Raw genomic sequence first — 15096 nt, 5'->3', positions numbered from 1 at the left:
TTGCTGCACCTCATGCCTCTTCTTCGTTCCTCCAGTTCATCTTCAAGTCCCCCCGCTCTGGTCATCTTCGCGCTTGCCATTGGTGCTTTTGCCATAGGCACGACAGAGTTCGCGACCATGAGCCTGCTCCCATACTTTGCCAAGGACCTCGGCATAGACGCGCCTACGGCAGGGCATGTAATCAGCGCCTATGCGCTGGGCGTGGTGGTTGGCGCGCCCTTGCTGACGGTCGTGGCGGCTCGTATGGCTCGCCGAACCTTGCTGCTATGGTTGATGGCGATGTTCACGGTCTTCAACGGCTTGTGCGCATTTGCCCCCAACTATCAATGGATGCTGGCGCTGCGCTTTCTTAGCGGTTTGCCGCACGGCGCCTATTTTGGCATCGGGGCATTGGTGGTGGTGTCGCTGGTGCCTTTAAGCAAACGTACGCAAGCGGTGGGGCGCATGTTTCTGGGTTTGACGGTCGCCACCATTATCGGCGTGCCATTTGCCAACTGGCTGGGTCACGTAGTGGGATGGCGTTGGGGCTTTGGTTTGGTTGCTTTGGCAGGAGGGCTGACTATTGTTATGTTGGCACGCTTGGCGCCTTACGCGCCGCCCGAGCCGGGCGCCAGTCCCCTTAAAGAACTGGGTGCCTTAAAGCATGCTCAGGTTTGGCTAACCTTGGGTGTCGGTGCCGTGGGCTTTGGCGGTATGTTCTGTATTTATACCTACCTTGCTGATACCTTGCTAGAGGTGACACGGGCTTCGCCCACCATGGTGGCCGTGGTGCTGGGCATATTCGGTCTGGGGCTTACCGCCGGCAATCTGATTGTGCCTTGGTTTGCAGATCGGGCTCAGCTTAAAACGGCGGGTGGTTTGCTGCTGTGGAGTGCCGCTACGGCTTTATTGTTCATAGTATCGGCGGGCAATATCTGGACGCTTTCCTTGAACGTGTTCTTGATAGGCATGGGTGGCGCCTTGGGAACCGTCTTGCAAACCCGTTTGATGGACGTGGCACAAGACGCTCAAGGCTTGGCGGCGGCGCTGAACCATTCCGCTTTTAACTTTGCCAATGCTTTAGGGCCGTTACTGGGTGGTATGGCCATTGCCGCTGGCTACGGGTGGACGTCTACCGGATGGGTGGCCAGCTTGTTGGCTTTAGGCGGCTTTTTCCTGCTGCTGGTGTCGGTAGCCCTGGAAAAATCGCGCAAGCGCTAGTTCATTATTCGTCTGTAGCTTGAACCGAGCGAATTACGCCCTTATAGCCGGTTTCTTCGATAGCTGAAAGCAAATGCGCGGTTGCGTATCCCTCGGGGACAACGACCACGGCTTCGTTGCGGGTGAGCGAGGTTTTGGCTCTTTGCACCTCGGGTAAAGACCGTAGCGCTTTATTGATGGCGGTGACGCATAAAGAACAGGTCATGCCTTCGACGTGTATGGTCACCGCCTGATTGGCGCTTAGGGCGATAGCAGGCCAGCAGCATAGCGCCGCCAGTGCCAGGCTTTGTAGTTTGCGGTGTGTTCGTTTCATGATGTGTGTCCGCGAAGAGTAAGGGCTAGTTTGCGCATGCGCTTATTCCAGCAACCACGGCAATATAAAAGGGTACGAGAGCAAAGCCAGCACCCATAAGGCAACCAGCCAAAAACCGATGACTAGCCACGGGCGCGACACGCGTCCAGCGCACAGTGGGCGCTTGGAAATATAGAGCCTAAAGAAAACGACGCCTAGGCAGGTAAGCGCTATAAGCCCCATGGGCAGCTGCAGCCAAGCTAGGCCGTTAAGGCCCGAAAGTGCGGCAGCCGACACGCCAAAAAGCAAGTAAACCAATGGGGCCGCACAACACAGCCCGGCAGCCAAGGCCGACAAAAAGGCTGCGCCCAAACCCCAATGTAAACGAGAGGAGTGGGGCGCAGTCGTATCAGCTTTGTTCCTGAGAGAGGTACTCATAGACGAAGGTTGCTGCGTCGTAGTAATCCAGCGGGTCGCCGTCGGCTTCGGCGTAAGGGTAGCCAAAGTTATTCAGCGGGCCCATTTCGGGAGCAGGATTGAGCAGGAAGTCGCGACCGTAATTGAAGCCTACCCAGTTCATATCCCAGTTGCCGAAAAGGTAGTCGTTGACCGCTTGAACGTCGGCGTCTTCGTGTTTTTTCTTTTCGGTCAGGCGCATCTTGGTGACGTCGGCGGGGTCGCAGGGCACCCAGCCAAAACCCGCCAGGTAGAACTGTGCACGGCAGTGCTGCCCGCCTGTAACGTTGGAGACCCCTTGGGCATCGGCGGAACCGAAAGCCGTTTTGGAGTAGGGCTCGAGCACGCCTGGCCGGCCCAGACGAATGCCGAACATTTCGCGAGCGGGTATGCCGGCTGCGCGCGCCAGCGCGACAAAAACCGAACTCATGTCTGTACATTTTCCCAGAAGCTTGCCGCTGGTAAGGATTTTTCCTACGTCGCCGACGCCGCAACCGATGACGCTATTGTCGCGTTCCATGTTGGCCGATACCCAGTCGTAAATAAGGCGTGCCTGCTTGAGCGGGTTGGTTTCGCGGCCAATGATGCGATCTGCATATTCTTTGACGATGCCGTCGGTTTGAATATGGCGGCTGGATTCCAGAAAGCGGGCGACTTCAGGCGGGTAGTGTATGGCCGCCGGCGGCTGATAAGCGTTCAGCAGCCCTAGCTTGCCGGGTTCCCAGTCGTGGGTTTCGATCAGCATATCCACGTTAAGGTGCATGGGCTTGGTGCAGTCGTCCCAGCGGGCGACCAGCGTTTTGGCGCCGTAGGCGTTGTCGCTGTTCAGGTAGGTGTCTTGGGCGTCGCCCGACCAGCGTAGTTGGCGCAAGTGCTGAAAAGGGGCCGCATCTTCAGGTACCGGCACCCACAACAGCATGGCACCCTTTGAGCCTTGCGGTGCTTTAAGCGCATAGGTTTGCTTTAATAAAAAGCGCCGAGAACGCGGGGCGCTGGTGGCCTGAGCAGGAACCACGCTGGCCTGAGCCTGCACCAGTGTGGGGGCCAAAGAGGCGGCTGTGGTCAATAAGGCCGAATTGATCATGAATGAACGTCTGTCCATGCTGGCTATTCCTTAGCGAAGAGACCCGTACACAGTCGAGCCGATGCAAGCACGCCGGTTGAAAGAACAACCGGATCACGCTGCGACTAGGCAGGATCGATTGATAGGAAAGGTCAGGGCCAGTGAATATGCGCAGGATGAAACTGTGCAATCGAGTAGGCACCTGGCTAGCTCAGCATCTAAGTGTGGCCAATACGGCATGGCACTTAGACAATGAAGGGCAGCCACCAGACTGAATTCATTTTATATGAGCTCCCGAGCCCGGGGAAGAGCGAAACAAATCGGGCGTCCTGAAGATGGAATCTACCTGATGCGAGTAAAATTCCAAGAATGATTCTTGTTTAATTCCGCTATGGATATTTCCCCCAGCATTCTTATCGTTGACGATCACCAAAGCATACGTGACCCTCTGTCTGCTTACCTGAGCAAATTCGACTTCTATGTGGAAGCCGTGGAAGATGGTAAGGCAATGAGGCAGAGGTTGCGCGAGCGAGGCTTCAGCCTGATTGTGCTGGATATTATGTTGCCCGGCGAAAATGGCTTGTCTTTGTGCCGTTATGTGTCCGAGCATCACGGCATACCCGTGATTCTTTTGACGGCAGTCACCGAGCAAGCCGACCGCGTAGCGGGTTTGGAAATCGGGGCTGACGACTACATCGTCAAGCCTTTCGACCCGCGGGAACTGGTGGCCAGAATACGCAGTGTGCTTAGGCGCAGCGCGACTCAGATGGATGTCGATGCCGACGATGGCTCGGGGACAAGTTTTCATGCTTACCTTTTCAATGGCTGGTGTTTCTATGTAGACACGCGTGAACTGCGCGACCCCAGCGGGAAAATCGTAGGCATCAGTACGGCCGAGTTTCATCTTTTGCGAGCATTGGTCGAAAACGCCAACCGGGTTCTTAGCCGAGAGCAACTGTTGGACCTCACCCAGAAGCATGGCGCGATTTCTTTTGATCGAAGCATAGACAGCCAGATCAGCCGCTTACGCAAGAAGCTGGAAGTCGACACCCGACAGCCCCGCATGATCAAGACCGTGCGCGGCGACGGCTACATGCTTACCGGCAGTATTAAAAAAACCAAAGCCGCCTAAAAATCAGGAATCCTCCATGAGGCTGTTTCCCCGCAGCATGTTCGGGCAGTTGCTAGTGGTATGGATATTGGCTCTGCTCACGGCTCACGGAGTCGCTGTATTCATGATGTCTTGGTGGCGTGTGGATCACACCACCATTCATCCCATGTCTGCGCACAAAATTGTCAGTCGTACCGCATCCGCCTATCAATTGGTGGCCGACGATGACAACAAGGATGAGTTGCTGAGTCGGATCAGTCTGCATGATTCCGTTTTTCAGGTGGGGCAAAGCCATGCACCTTTGCATTGGCCCATCATGGACGAGAAGGAAAGCGATATCGCCGAATCTTTGCGCGGCATGTTGCACCTTCCCGTGCAATGGCCGGTGCACGTGCAGCTTCAGCAGATACCAGCCAGTCAAGAAGTGCAGGACGTGCGCAACTGGCTAGAGAGAATATTGGGCGGGCGGCGCGCCTGGCGACTGGATATCGAGGTGGCGCTTCCTGATGGTCAGATATTGATGGGTAGCCATTGGCCTACGCCCATGCCTGCACATTGGGGGCAGGTGCTGAGGTTTTCTTTATTGGTGGGCATGATTCCCGCCATATTGATGGCGCTTATTTTTGGGCGTCGCATCATGAGTCCCCTTAGGATGCTGACTCAGGCGGCCCGCCGTGTCAGTCGGGGAGAAACCGTGATGCTGGCGCCTGCGGTGGGGCCGGACGGCGTACGCGAAATCACGCAAGCTTTTAACGATATGCAAGAGAGTCTGGGCCGCATCGTCAAAGGGCGTACCCAGATGCTGGCTGCCATAGGTCACGACTTGCGTACGCCGCTGACCTCTTTGCGTATACGCGCCGAATTTGTGGAAGATGAATCACTGCGTGTGGCCATGGTGCGCACCTTGGACGAAATGCGGGTCATGCTGGAAGAAACCTTGAATTTCGCCAAAGACGATGCCTTGCAAGAACCCACGCAAGAGGTGCCACTGAACCAGTTGGTCGCCGAAGTGGTAGAGGAGCAGCGTGTTCTGGGTAGGGTGCTTAGTTTTCAGTCTCAATTGGAGGAGGGCTTTCTGTATCGATGCAGGCCTGTGCACCTGAAACGGGCGCTGAACAATCTAGTTGATAATGCCGCTCGTTATGGGGCGGTAGACGTACACCTGCGGGCTGTCGGGCACCGCCTTCAGATAGAAGTTCTGGATCAAGGGCCAGGGATAGATCCTGATCAACTCAAACACGTTTTCGAACCCTTCGTCAGACTGGATCCGTCCCGCTCGCCAAGCACTGGCGGGGCAGGTTTGGGGCTGACCATTGCCCACTCATGCGTGCGCGCGCATGGGGGCGACATTGTGTTGCGTAATCGCGATACAGCTGGATTAAGTGCCGTCATCGAGCTCCCTAGCTGACGCCACAAATTGCCACAATCCGGCAAATTTCCACAACAACAAATAGCAATCATTCCTATTTGTTTGTTATCCCACTTTACGAGAGATTCATCGTGCCTGAACAGTTCGTCCAGCCGCCGCGCAGCGGCGCCTCGCGTATGTATAACAGCCTAGCCATGGCTTTAGTTACGCCTTCTTTATTCATCGGGTCGGCCCTTGCCCAGACCAATTCTTCTGGCGCCGTGTCCGAACTGTCACCGGTGCAGGTTCGTGGTACGGCCGAGACGCCTTACGATGTTAAGGAGTCTGCCTCGCAGAAATTCACAGCGCCCTTGCTCGACACCCCGAAATCGGTGCAGATCATTCCTGAGCAGCTTATGCAGGAACAAGCGGCTTCTTCGCTGACCGATGTGCTGCGCAACACCCCGGGCATTACGTTTGGTTCCGGCGAAGGCGGCAACCCCTTGGGCGATCGTCCCTTTATCCGTGGTTTCGACGCCCAAGCCAGTACCTTCGTAGACGGCATGCGTGACATCGGTGCCACTTCGCGTGAGATCTTCAACCTGGAACAGGTAGAGGTGATCAAGGGTTCAGACGGTGCTTATGGCGGGCGTGGTGGTGCCGGCGGCAGTATCAACCTGATCAGCAAGACCCCCAAGTTGGACAACTTTACTCGTGGCACCTTGGGCATAGGCACTGACAAATACTATCGCGGCACCATAGATGGGAACTGGCAGCTTTCCGAAACCTCCGCGTTCCGTTTGAATGGCATGTGGCATAAGGCTGATGTGGCAGGCCGCGACACAGTGCGCAACAAGCGTTGGGGGGTTGCACCCAGCTTCAGTTTCGGGCTCGGTACGCCTACTCGCGTCACCCTAAGCTACTACCGCATGTCTACCGACGACATTCCCGATAGCGGTCTTCCTTATCAATGGCCGCGTCTGGATGTGTCTGGGCCTGTTGACGTGGATCGCAATAATTTCTATGGCTTGACCAGCGATTTTCGCAAGACGAACAGCGATCTTGCCACCTTGGGTGTCGAACATGACTTCAACGACAACCTTACCTTGCGCAACACGACGCGCTACACCCACGCCGACCAGAAATACGTCTGGACTCAACCCGATGATTCGCAAGGCAACGTGGCCAATGGCCTGGTCTGGCGTCGTGCCAATACCCGAGACAGTTCGGTTCATACCATTGCCAACCTGACCGAATTGGTAGGCAAGGCACAAACGGGTTCGCTCAAGCACAGCTTTAACGTAGGTATGGAGTTCTCGCAAGAAAAGGGCAAGAAAGACAGTCTGGGTATCCAGCGTGGCTCGGGTAGCGGCGCCAACAATGCGTGTCTGGCTGGCCCCGGCGCGGCGTCTGGCTACAACTGCACCAGTCTTTACGACCCCGATCCCAACGACCCCTGGGTGAACACGGGTACTGGCGATCCCACCGGCGCGCTGACAAGGTCGAAAACCACGACGAAGTCCATCTATGTGTTCGACACCATAGAGTTCAGCAAGCAATGGCAAGCCGGGCTGGGCGTTCGCGTCGATGACTATTCCACGACGTTCACGAACACGCCTGCCAATGGCTCGACCGAGATCGACCGCGATGACACCTTGGTCAATTATCAATTGGGTCTGGTTTACAAACCTGTTGAGAACGGCAGCATCTACGTGTCGTATGCCACGTCCTCCACACCGGCCAACGCTACCTTGGGTGAGGGCTCAGAAGAGCAATCGCTAACCCCGGGCCGCGGCGGCGTAGGCGTCAATGCGGCAGATATGGCGCCTGAAAAGAACAGAACGCTGGAATTAGGTACCAAGTGGGATCTGTTTGATGAGCGCTTGAGCCTGACAGCGGCGGTATTCCGCACGGAAACCACCAACGCGCGCGTCACCTTGGCCAATAACGACTACGCCATGGCGGGTAAGAAACAGGTAGACGGGTTCGAACTGGGCATCACGGGCGCTTTGACGCCCAAATGGTACGTGTTTGGCGGTTATACCTTCTTGGATAGCAAACTGAAGGAAAACGGCAAAAACACCCAGAACGATGGCAACCGGTTCCCGAACACGCCTCGTAATAGTTTCAGCTTTTGGTCCACGTATCAGGTCACGCCCGAGTTTACTTTCGGGGCGGGGGCATACTTTGTTGATAGCCAGTATGGTGATGCCGCTAATAAGTTGAAGATTCCCTCGTACTGGCGTTTCGATGCCATGGCGTCATATCGCTTCAACAAGAACCTGACCGCGCAGTTGAATGTTCTGAATTTGGCTAACAAAACCTATTACGACAAGGCCTATGCTGCGCACTACGTCAGCGTCGCTCCTGGGCGTAGCGCCATTCTGAACCTCAATCTGTCGTACTGATTGCAGGCTTAGGCATACCTACCCGGCTTCACGCACATGCCGAAGCCGGGGAACCGAACTAAAATGGCGGCTTCATAAAGGCGCGCAGCTTAGGGCAAGCGCCGAAAATGCAGCCTATATCTTGGGTTCAGGGGATTGCCATCTACAAAGCTTACGTACTACTGGCACTGACGACATTGTTTTGGGGTGGAAACTCCATCGCAGGTAAATGGGCCGTCGGTCATGCATCGCCGATGATTCTGGTCAGCGTTCGTTGGCTGACTTTGCTGGTTCTGCTTTTCGTGTTTGGCCGGCGGCACATTGCGACCGACTGGCCTGCCATTCGTAGCCGGATGGGCTACCTGTTACTGCAGGGCACCTTGGGGTTCACCGTTTTCAGCGTAGCGCTTTACTACGCCTTGGTTTACACCAGCGCTATCAACGCCAGCATATTGCAAGGAAGCACGCCGCTATTCGTATTCGGCGCCAGTTTCCTGCTTTTTTCCAGTCGCGTACGTTGGGCCCAGGCCTTGGGCTTTGCGGTTTCCTTCGTGGGCGTCATGGTGATTGCCGTGCGAGGCGAGTTTGCCAACCTGCTGGCCCTGGACATCAATTTTGGCGATGCCTTGATGTTCGTGGCCGTGCTGGCCTACGGTATTTATACCGCCGCTTTACGCAGTAAACCCCAGATACATTGGGTCAGCCTGATGTTTGTGCTGTGCTTGGGCGCGACACTTTCCGCGCTCCCCATGCTGGCGATAGAGGCGGCTCAGGGCAAGATGTTGCTTCCCGATAGCCGTGGCTGGATAGCGATTGCCTACATTGTTATTTTCCCTTCGTTGCTGAGCCAAGTGTTTTATATACGTTCGGTGGAACTCATAGGCGCAAACCGGGCAAGCTTGTTCATCAACCTGCTACCCGTGTGGGGGGCGCTGTTGGCCATACTGGTATTGGGGGAAGCCTTTCAGGTGTACCACTTCCTTGGGCTGGTCATGATTCTGTTGGGAATCGCCTTTGCCGAGTACCGTGGTAAAAGCAAGCAGGCGCCTTCTTAAACAGGCCGCCTCATGGCTTTTTGGTGGCGTCGAAGCTCTGTACCAAGTAGTCGATCATGACCCTGACCTTGGCGGGTGGGCGTCTGTCGGGCGGATACAGGACATGTATGCCGCCGATGTCCACCACGTGTTTGTCCAGCTCTAGTGGCATCAGCTTGCCGCTTGCCAGCGCTGCCGCGACGATGAAATCCGGCTGATAGATGATGCCCTGGCCCCGAATGGCCGCCTCTAGCAAGGCGTCCCCGTTATTGGCCAAGAGGTTGCCTTGAACCGGAACCCGTATTTCACCGTTGACCCCAAATGCCCAGTATTCACGGTTTTGCGTGCTGGTAAGCGTATAGCTTAAGCAATTGTGCTGTATGAGTTCGCTTACCCGCCTGGGAATACCGCGTTGGTCCAGGTAATGCGGCGAGGCGCAGACCCGCATGGGGCTCTCACCCAATCGCCGCGCCTGCAAGGGGCTGTCGGCAAGGCGCCCAATGCGCACGGCCATATCCCAGTTGCCCGCAATAATGTCTAGCTCGGCATCGCTTAAGCCCAGTTCGACCACGACTTCGGGGTGAAGGCGGCTGAATGCCGGTAACAGTGGCGCCAGAAAACTGCGCCCGAAGGAATGCGGCACGTTCATTCTTAGCAAACCGGTAGCTTTCAAGCGTTGCGAAGTGGCAGCGGCTTCTGCTTCGTCTATTTCGGGCAAGATGCGCTGGCAGGCGGCAAGGTAGTTGCTACCTGCTTCGGTGAGTGCGAGTTGCCTGGTGGTGCGGTGAAACAATTTCACGCCCAGCCGTGCTTCCAGTGCATTGACGTGCTTGGTGGCCATGGCAGGTGACATACCTAGATGGCGTGCAGCCGCAGACAGGCTGCCGTCGGTGGCGGCCTGAACAAAGACGCGCATGCTGGTGACTCTATCCATAAGCCAGTCTAACACCAATAGTGTTAAGTGTTGCTTGATATTGGTGGGTTCTATAACTGATTGGTAGAGATGATAATAATAAACATGAATACAACGAACCCTTCTCATACCAGTCATGTGGCCGCTTCCCCAGGCAGCGTACGCATGCCCGTTCTCTTCATTCCTCATGGTGCGGGGTCTTGTTTCTTTATGGACTGGAGCCCAGCCCATACTTGGGATCGCATGGCGGCTTTTCTAAAAGGCATTGCACACACCTTACCCGCTACGCCCCGCGCCATTGTGCTCATCTCGGGGCATTGGCTGGAGCCGGATTTTTGCGTCACAGGCAACCCTAAGCCCTCACTGATCTACGACTACGGCGGTTTTCCTGCACACACCTATCAACTGACCTACCCGGCGCCTGGTGAGCCGGCGCTGGCCCAGCATATTGCTACATTGTTGACGCAAGAGGGAGTGGCGGCAGGAGTAGACCCCAAGCGCGGCTTTGACCACGGTGTGTTCATTCCGCTTAAGTTGGTGTTTCCCAAGGCCGAGATACCGGTGGTACAGCTTTCGCTGCGTGCTGACCTGGATCCTGCCGCCCATATCCGGGCCGGTCGGGCGTTGGCCAGCCTGCGCGATGAAGGCGTACTGATTGTGGGCAGCGGTATGAGCTTTCACAATATGCGGGGCTATGGCGACCCACGCTATACCCCGGTTTCCGCAGCGTTCGATGCCTGGCTCAGCGCCGCTATTACCCACCTTGGATCTGTTCTTGATGGCCGTGCGCGTAGCGGTGGCTGCACTGCTTGTGGTGTTCATCAGCGATGCCCTGGGTATGTCTCATCCCGCTTGGGCGGCCATGGGGGCGGTGGCGGTACTTCAGGCTAGTCAACTGCACATCAATATGCACCGTGCCGTGCAGCGTATGGCCGGCACCGTATTGGGAGCCGCATTGGCTTGGGTATTGCTGGTGCAGAACCCCTCCATCTGGTCCATAGTGACCGTTCTGGTGGCGCTGCAGTTTCTGACCGAGATAGTGATAGGCATCAACTATGCCCTTGGCCAAGTGCTGATTACCCCCATGGCCTTGTTAATGACCTACCTGGCTGTGCCCACTGCGGCGGGTATGGCTATGGTGGCTGAACGCGTCGTCGACACGGTGCTGGGCGCGATTGTGGGTATGTTGATCGCAGTCCTGCTGTCAAGGATGAAGGAAAGGCGTACGCTGGCGCTGCACCATGGTTCGCGAGCGCGTTAAGCCGCCTCAAAATAGCCTGCGCTTAGGCAGCCTCCTGCAGCCACCGCACATACGCGGAACGGGTCGTATCAGACACCGATTCCAGCACCTTTTGGTGCTGGACCTGATGCCGCATGGCCAGCCTTGCATCGGCTACGGTTCGAGATTTACAAAACCAATGGCAGCTGTGTTGCAGCAAATACAGTTCAGCCGAAAGGTGAAAGGCGCGCTCTTTGGCTTCCCAACCAGCTTCATTGTCTACGACATGGCGTAAGCCAGTGGCATGAATATGCAGCAACTTGCGAAAGTCTCGTGTCACCGAAGGAAGAAAGCGTTCTGCGTAAGGCAGACAAAATGCCAGTGTGCCCATACGGGTGTCGGCGTCGTTTTCTTTTTGCATGTCTTGCGCCAGCGTCGCTAACTGCGCGGCTACCGCGCGCTCGGTCTGGGCAAAAGTTTCAAGCACTTGAAGCTGGCGCGATGCTTCCTTCTCGTGGATAGCGCGTGTATAGCCCTGCGTCAGCGTTTCCATATGGCGCTCAAGCTGAAGCTTGCTCAGATGCTTGCCTAGCAAGGCAATATGCGTACGCTGATAACGTACGCGCAGCATATGCCATGCCACGATGACAACTAGCAGGATAAGTACGACATCCATTGCCCGTTTTTCCTTGATTGCACAATTAAGAAGCGGCGCACGAAGAAAAGGCCCAAACCGAAGTCTGAGCCTGACGCTGGCGTTCGTTGCGCGTGTGGCGACAGTTTATCAGGGTCTTGTACGGGCAGTGGTGAGGCCTGAGTGCGTGAGCACTTTTTACATCTATGGCGGCGCCAACATGAGACACAGACATTCCTAGATGCAAAACAAAGGGTTGCCCTCAAAACGCCAATACGATGCATGGCAAGTAAAACTTGGCCCCACTCAGCAGATCCATCTTGTGTTTGACCACGTTATGAGGAACACTGTGTCGGATCAAATCGAAACCTACTTCATTTTATGTGCACATCGCTACTCTATCGGGACGCCAGTAACCGGGCTTATCTAGGTCGTACTCTCGAACTCAGCCTAGAGCTGCCTTATCAGGTCGCGTTTTTTCCTAAGGAAACAGAGCTCTCGTCGGTGGTCCAAGGGCATCCCTCCACAAGCTGGACAATGCGACACGCCGCCATCGCGGTAACCATGCCTGCCGCACCGCCCGCAGTCGGCGCAGTTGCAGGCTCGGCGGATCTTAAAGTCATCGAGGGGTTAAACGACGCAGGGCTTACCTTCAGTGTGCAGTCTTATTCTCAGGCCAGTGGGCCGCAGGAGTCGTTCGACACAGCGCGCGCTGCGATATCAGCCGTCGACCTTGGCGCCTTTGTGCTTGGCCAATTTTCAAGTGTTGCCGAGCTCAAGGAAGCGTTGACCAATCTTCAGATCGTACTTGAGCCCGTGCCTATCCTTGGCGGCCTAGAGATGCCGTTCCATTACGCGGTGCACGATACGACCGGCGCCAGCCTTGTTATTGAGTTCCATCGTGGCGTGCGCACGGTTTATGACAACCCCGTTGGCGTCATGACCAATGCCCCCCAGTTTTCCTGGCATCTTACCAATCTGGATAACTACACCTTCCTCTCGAATGTCGATCGCTCGAAGGCGCGTTTTATGGACTATGACGCAGCCCAGCCTGGGTCGGGCATAGCCAAGGCGGGCCTGCCAGGAACCGACACTTCCGTCGATAGATTCATTCGCGCTGTCTACTATGCAAATTTTGCCGAGAAGCAGACCGAGCCCGACAAGGCGGTGCAGATGGTCGCGCATATCATGAACAATTTCGATCGACCGCGCGGGATTGCCATTGACCCGCCAGAGCTGGGCAGTGCGCATCTTCATGTTGAAGGCCATGCGCTTAAAACTGTCCCCACTGAGTTCACGAGCTGGACTAGCCTGACCGACCTTGATCGCCGGCTCTTTTTGCTGCGCGACAGTGGCGGAATGAACTACGCTTGCATTGACCTCAATAAGCTGGCGGGTGCAAGCGATTTTTTCGCAGTTCCCATGAGGCAGATCACGCCTTCGACGGCTAATGTAAGCGCTTTGTTCGCGCCCTCTGGGACGCTATGACTTGGGCACTGCAATTAGAGAGCGGCTAGATCTTCTTCTAGTCTGGGAACGAGGCGCCATTGGGTTTATTCGTTACGCCTCGCTTGGTTTATAGAGGGAAAATAGAACGCCTATACCTCTCGACGGAAAACCAGGGAGAAGCGGGTGCCTTTCCCTTCACTTGCTGGCGATGCTACTTCCAGGTCCCAGGATTGCATGATGCAAACGCGCTTCGCAATGGCTAATCCTAGCCCCGTTTGATTGATGGTTGTAGTGGCACCTCCTTGCGTACCCTCAGCTTCTTGCTTCCGCTGGTCGACTCGGCGATTGCTGAAGTAGTCGCCCCTGATTTATTCATTTTGGCCGAAAACGGTTGTTCCACACGCCGTGTTATGCCGTCAACAACGGTCTTTGCCAGGCACTGCGACGACGGCTTAACCGGTCAGCATTCCCCAACCAAGCCAATACCGCCAGAAACTCGTTCTGAAGGCTGCCTTTTTTCAGGCGCAAAAAAAGTGCATGCAAGAAGGGTACCCCCTTCTTGGCGATCATGCGCAACAACCACTTGATGTTGTAGCCCGCAGCACACAACACCGCATGTAGCCGGTCACCGCCTTCGCCTTTTAACGGGCACCGGTCCATGCGGTGATCTGTTTTTAAATGACCGATGATCGGTTCAATGGCTTGCCGGCGTTTGAGCTGCTGTCGTTCCAGCGCCGTCAGCCGTTTGGGCTTGCCCCGATGCACAATGCGCACCTGCGGATTATCGGCATCCACGCCCCGGTAACCCAGGTCCACAAAGACTGTGCTCGGGGCTTCTTGCGCACTGTCTTGCATCAGGATCGTCGCCTGTTCCAACTGCTCATTGAGTGTGTGCCCATCGTACGGATTACGGTGAAATGCACGCGCACCGACGATCAAATTGCCCTTGAATGTGCTGGCAATGCCCACCTTTACGCCAAACTCATACGGCCGGCGGGCCTTGCCCTTGCTGATACAGTCCACTTCCGGGGCGTGCCAGGCATACAGCTTGGGTTGACCCTTGAGGCCCTTGCGCTGGGCGCTCTGAGCGGCGATGCGCTGTGCCTTGTTCAAAACCTCATCCAGCGCAGAACGTACGGACTGACCCAGTACGTTGGCTTTACGGTCCACTTCGCGCGACAGGCGGCCCACAATGGTTCGTTGACGTTTAAGGGCGCGGCGCATGCGTTTGAACTGGCGGGCATGGGCATAACGCCCGGCCTGGCGACTCAGTTGTGCACCTTCCTTGGCAAAGGTTTGCTTGAGCGAAATGCCCGCCGCTTTGGCGGCGTCCACCAGTTTGCTGCGTGCCGTCTCCAGCAAGCGGCTGTCCGTTGGATGCGCAATCGCCTTCTCCTGCACGGTGCTGTCCACAATCACCCGGCTCAGTTCCTGGGGCTTGATCAGCTTAAGTTCGACGGCCACATTGATCGTTTGCGCCAGCAGTTCTTCAACCCCTTCTTCGCCCAATAACTTGCGAAACTTCACCAGCGTAGTGGCGTCACAGGGAACGCGATCCTCGTAGTAACTTTGACCCGAGAAAAACTGCCAACGGGGCGTATCTGCCCATCGCGCCACCACGCCCTCATCGGATTCGTTGAACGCATGCTTCAAATACAGCAATGAGATCATGATCCGCAACGGCACACGTGGGCGCCCTGCAATGCTGTGCGAGCTCTGGCGTTGCGGCTTCTCACCAAACAAATCCAGGTCCGGCATCGCCATACCTTCGTGGGCCTTGCGAACGAACAGATGAGCTACACGAGCTTCGAGTTCTTGCCATGGCATACGTGAGGACAGCACCGCCAACGGATGACGCAGGTCAATCATTTGATCAATGCGAGCACGGAAAAAATCATCGGTGGCAGGGCAGGCAAACATTGCAATCAAACTCCCAGAAAACAGCCTATATTGAACAACAAACCGGGAGTTCTGGGTATCGGAAATTGCC

14 protein-coding genes are annotated in these 15096 nt (G+C 55.9%); 8 read left to right on the top strand and 6 right to left on the bottom strand.

Annotated elements, in window-relative coordinates; genetic code table 11:
• Positions 1-12 precede the first annotated feature (12 nt).
• Positions 13-1200: an MFS transporter gene (locus tag H0484_RS01105; RefSeq protein ID WP_226952598.1), complete on the top strand. Its 1188-nt coding sequence runs from the start codon at positions 13-15 to the stop codon at positions 1198-1200.
• 4 nt (positions 1201-1204) lie between these two features.
• On the opposite strand, the gene H0484_RS01100 is transcribed toward H0484_RS01105, so the two are convergent.
• From H0484_RS01100 to H0484_RS01090, 3 genes are read right to left on the bottom strand one after another with little or no spacing between them, the layout of a single operon-like run.
• Positions 1205-1513: a heavy-metal-associated domain-containing protein gene (locus H0484_RS01100; protein WP_226952597.1), complete on the bottom strand. Its 309-nt coding sequence runs from the start codon at positions 1511-1513 to the stop codon at positions 1205-1207.
• 42 nt (positions 1514-1555) lie between these two features.
• The gene (locus H0484_RS01095) at positions 1556-1930 is read right to left on the bottom strand and encodes a hypothetical protein (RefSeq protein WP_226952596.1); all 375 of its coding nucleotides are present in this window, start codon (positions 1928-1930) and stop codon (positions 1556-1558) included.
• The gene (locus H0484_RS01090) at positions 1902-3050 is read right to left on the bottom strand and encodes a transglutaminase-like domain-containing protein (RefSeq protein ID WP_226952595.1); all 1149 of its coding nucleotides are present in this window, start codon (positions 3048-3050) and stop codon (positions 1902-1904) included. Before H0484_RS01090 ends, H0484_RS01095 begins: the two co-directional genes overlap by 29 nt.
• Before the next feature lie 352 nt (positions 3051-3402).
• On the opposite strand from H0484_RS01090, the gene H0484_RS01085 reads away from it, so the two are divergent.
• The 4 genes from H0484_RS01085 (at position 3403) to H0484_RS01070 (ending at position 8912) form a co-directional block, all read left to right on the top strand.
• Positions 3403-4143 (top strand): response regulator, encoded by a 741-nt coding sequence (locus tag H0484_RS01085; RefSeq protein ID WP_226952594.1) that lies wholly within the window; start codon positions 3403-3405, stop codon positions 4141-4143.
• Between the two features lie 16 nt (positions 4144-4159).
• Positions 4160-5530, top strand: coding sequence for an ATP-binding protein (locus tag H0484_RS01080; RefSeq protein ID WP_226952593.1), 1371 nt, complete (start codon positions 4160-4162; stop codon positions 5528-5530).
• A 137-nt stretch (positions 5531-5667) separates the two neighbouring features.
• Entirely contained in the window at positions 5668-7878 is a 2211-nt protein-coding gene (locus H0484_RS01075; protein ID WP_390624808.1) for a TonB-dependent receptor, read from the top strand.
• A gap of 107 nt (positions 7879-7985) precedes the next feature.
• Positions 7986-8912, top strand: a complete 927-nt coding sequence (locus tag H0484_RS01070) for a DMT family transporter (RefSeq protein ID WP_226952591.1) — start codon at positions 7986-7988, stop codon at positions 8910-8912.
• A 10-nt stretch (positions 8913-8922) separates the two neighbouring features.
• On the opposite strand, the gene H0484_RS01065 is transcribed toward H0484_RS01070, so the two are convergent.
• Positions 8923-9807, bottom strand: a complete 885-nt coding sequence (locus tag H0484_RS01065) for a LysR family transcriptional regulator (RefSeq protein WP_226952590.1) — start codon at positions 9805-9807, stop codon at positions 8923-8925.
• 102 nt (positions 9808-9909) lie between these two features.
• On the opposite strand from H0484_RS01065, the gene H0484_RS01060 reads away from it, so the two are divergent.
• Both H0484_RS01060 and H0484_RS01055 read left to right on the top strand, forming a co-directional pair.
• Entirely contained in the window at positions 9910-10695 is a 786-nt protein-coding gene (locus H0484_RS01060; RefSeq protein WP_226952588.1) for a DODA-type extradiol aromatic ring-opening family dioxygenase, read from the top strand.
• Positions 10643-11065, top strand: coding sequence for an FUSC family protein (locus tag H0484_RS01055; RefSeq protein ID WP_255644202.1), 423 nt, complete (start codon positions 10643-10645; stop codon positions 11063-11065). Before H0484_RS01060 ends, H0484_RS01055 begins: the two co-directional genes overlap by 53 nt.
• Before the next feature lie 22 nt (positions 11066-11087).
• Here the strand turns inward: H0484_RS01055 and H0484_RS01050 are convergent, their stop codons facing one another.
• Positions 11088-11699 carry a hypothetical protein gene (locus H0484_RS01050; RefSeq protein ID WP_226952584.1) on the bottom strand — a complete coding sequence of 204 codons (612 nt, stop codon included), beginning with the start codon at positions 11697-11699 and terminating at the stop codon, positions 11088-11090.
• 339 nt (positions 11700-12038) lie between these two features.
• On the opposite strand from H0484_RS01050, the gene H0484_RS01045 reads away from it, so the two are divergent.
• On the top strand, positions 12039-13145 hold the full coding sequence (locus tag H0484_RS01045) for a linear amide C-N hydrolase (protein WP_226952582.1): 1107 nt from the start codon (positions 12039-12041) through the stop codon (positions 13143-13145).
• A 369-nt stretch (positions 13146-13514) separates the two neighbouring features.
• Here H0484_RS01045 and H0484_RS01040 read toward each other — a convergent pair whose 3' ends face one another.
• On the bottom strand, positions 13515-15026 hold the full coding sequence (locus H0484_RS01040; protein WP_226952581.1) for an IS5 family transposase: 1512 nt from the start codon (positions 15024-15026) through the stop codon (positions 13515-13517).
• Positions 15027-15096: the final 70 nt, after the last annotated feature.

The sequence above is a fragment of the Mesopusillimonas faecipullorum genome, from assembly GCF_020539505.1.
Classification (GTDB): Bacteria; Pseudomonadota; Gammaproteobacteria; order Burkholderiales; family Burkholderiaceae_B; genus Mesopusillimonas; species Mesopusillimonas faecipullorum.
The sequence above is the reverse complement of the archived record's forward strand: the minus strand, read 5'-3'. Positions and strand labels throughout refer to the sequence as shown.

Excerpts from the sequence above, each read along its gene's own strand:
- H0484_RS01105 (WP_226952598.1), top strand. The coding sequence starts at position 13 with ATGCCTCTTCTTCGTTCCTCCAGTTCATCTTCAAGTCCCCCCGCTCTG.
- H0484_RS01100 (WP_226952597.1), bottom strand. The coding sequence starts at position 1,513 with ATGAAACGAACACACCGCAAACTACAAAGCCTGGCACTGGCGGCGCTA.
- H0484_RS01095 (WP_226952596.1), bottom strand. The coding sequence starts at position 1,930 with ATGAGTACCTCTCTCAGGAACAAAGCTGATACGACTGCGCCCCACTCC.
- H0484_RS01090 (WP_226952595.1), bottom strand. The coding sequence starts at position 3,050 with ATGGACAGACGTTCATTCATGATCAATTCGGCCTTATTGACCACAGCC.
- H0484_RS01085 (WP_226952594.1), top strand. The coding sequence starts at position 3,403 with ATGGATATTTCCCCCAGCATTCTTATCGTTGACGATCACCAAAGCATA.
- H0484_RS01080 (WP_226952593.1), top strand. The coding sequence starts at position 4,160 with ATGAGGCTGTTTCCCCGCAGCATGTTCGGGCAGTTGCTAGTGGTATGG.
- H0484_RS01075 (WP_390624808.1), top strand. The coding sequence starts at position 5,668 with ATGTATAACAGCCTAGCCATGGCTTTAGTTACGCCTTCTTTATTCATC.
- H0484_RS01070 (WP_226952591.1), top strand. The coding sequence starts at position 7,986 with ATGCAGCCTATATCTTGGGTTCAGGGGATTGCCATCTACAAAGCTTAC.
- H0484_RS01065 (WP_226952590.1), bottom strand. The coding sequence starts at position 9,807 with ATGCGCGTCTTTGTTCAGGCCGCCACCGACGGCAGCCTGTCTGCGGCT.
- H0484_RS01060 (WP_226952588.1), top strand. The coding sequence starts at position 9,910 with ATGAATACAACGAACCCTTCTCATACCAGTCATGTGGCCGCTTCCCCA.
- H0484_RS01055 (WP_255644202.1), top strand. The coding sequence starts at position 10,643 with ATGTCTCATCCCGCTTGGGCGGCCATGGGGGCGGTGGCGGTACTTCAG.
- H0484_RS01050 (WP_226952584.1), bottom strand. The coding sequence starts at position 11,699 with ATGGATGTCGTACTTATCCTGCTAGTTGTCATCGTGGCATGGCATATG.
- H0484_RS01045 (WP_226952582.1), top strand. The coding sequence starts at position 12,039 with ATGTGCACATCGCTACTCTATCGGGACGCCAGTAACCGGGCTTATCTA.
- H0484_RS01040 (WP_226952581.1), bottom strand. The coding sequence starts at position 15,026 with ATGTTTGCCTGCCCTGCCACCGATGATTTTTTCCGTGCTCGCATTGAT.